General features: G+C 42.2%; 1 protein-coding gene. It reads right to left on the reverse strand.

Going from position 1 to position 1,279, the window contains the following annotated elements; all coding sequences use genetic code 11:
- Positions 1-35 precede the first annotated feature (35 nt).
- A protein-coding gene (locus tag P20480_RS19350; protein WP_086007403.1) for an IS3 family transposase occupies positions 36-1,228 on the reverse strand; the annotation gives its coding sequence in 2 pieces (ribosomal slippage) (positions 36-920 and positions 923-1,228; 1,191 coding nt in all).
- Positions 1,229-1,279 lie beyond the last annotated feature (51 nt).

Raw genomic sequence — 1,279 nt, forward strand, 5'->3', positions numbered from 1 at the left:
GATCTTCACCCGATAAAGTGGACACCGTCCACGTTTCAATTAACTGCCGATTCAAACTCGGCAGGTGATTTATATCCTAAACTCGAATGCAATCGCTGTCTATTGTAAAAGTAATTTAGGTAAACCTTTAATTTTGATAATAGTTTACCGCTACTCTCAAATTTATTTCCTCGAATTAAGTCTGCTTTAAGCGAATGAAAGAACGACTCGACTTCTGCGTTGTCAGTACAACACCCAGGCCTATTCATACTGGCTTTGATGTTTTTGCTAGCCAAATACTTTTGTACAACGTGAGCACGGTATTCTGCACCTCGGTCAGTGTGAAATAATACACTTTCTGTTGGCTGTCGTTTTTTTATCGCAAGCCTTAGCGCCTTTAACGTAAGCTCCGTTGTTTTGTTTTTACCAAACGCCCAGCCGATTACTCGACGTGAATATAAGTCGATAACCACTGCAAGGTAATGCCAACGAGCCCCGACTTTTAAATACGTAATATCGCCAGACCACTGTTGGTTGATTGCTGTGGCCTTTTCACTATCTTTGCGTTTATTTTCTATCTCTTTATAAAAGAACTTAACCTTCGCCGGTTTACTGTAAGTCTTAAGCGCCCTAGCTCTTAAACCGTTTTCTCGCATTAAGCGGGCAACACGTTTTTGGCTTGTGTTTACACCTTCTTTTTTTAGCGCATGAAATACGCGTGGGCTACCATAGGTTTGATGATTGACATTGAAGACGTGTTTTATCTTCAGCAACAAATTAGCATCTGACAGCGCTCTAGCTGACACTGTACGCTCACGCCAAGCATAGAACCCACTACGCGACACATTAAGCCAAGAACACAAGTATTTGACGCCTAAGGCTTGTCCGAACTTTTGGATGAATCCAAATCGTTCTGATGTACTTCCGCCAGATACCGTTGCCACTTTTTTAGCAGGTCATTCTCCTGCTTGAGACGCTCATTTTCTTTCTTAAGCTTTTGAATGTTATCCAGCTCTTTTTTTGTTGGGAGTTTACTCATTGTTTTGTTGTTGCTTTGATGGCGCGGCGTGTTTTTAAACTTACCTTCTCGATACTCTTTTCGCCAACGACTAAGCATTAACGGATGAATATCCAGCGCCTCGGCAACGTCCTTTGACATGACATCGTCTCGTAAGCTTAGTTCGACTGCTTTGATTTTGAAATTAACGGGGTAAAACCAAGTCTTTCTAGGTTGGGTATATCTAGGCATGTTAGCCTCCTCAAAGTGATGAGGAGGTGTCCACTAAAACGGGTGAGGAGC

The sequence above is a fragment of the Pseudoalteromonas sp. BSi20480 genome (assembly GCF_000241365.1).
In the GTDB taxonomy this organism is placed as follows: Bacteria; Pseudomonadota; Gammaproteobacteria; order Enterobacterales; family Alteromonadaceae; genus Pseudoalteromonas; species Pseudoalteromonas marina.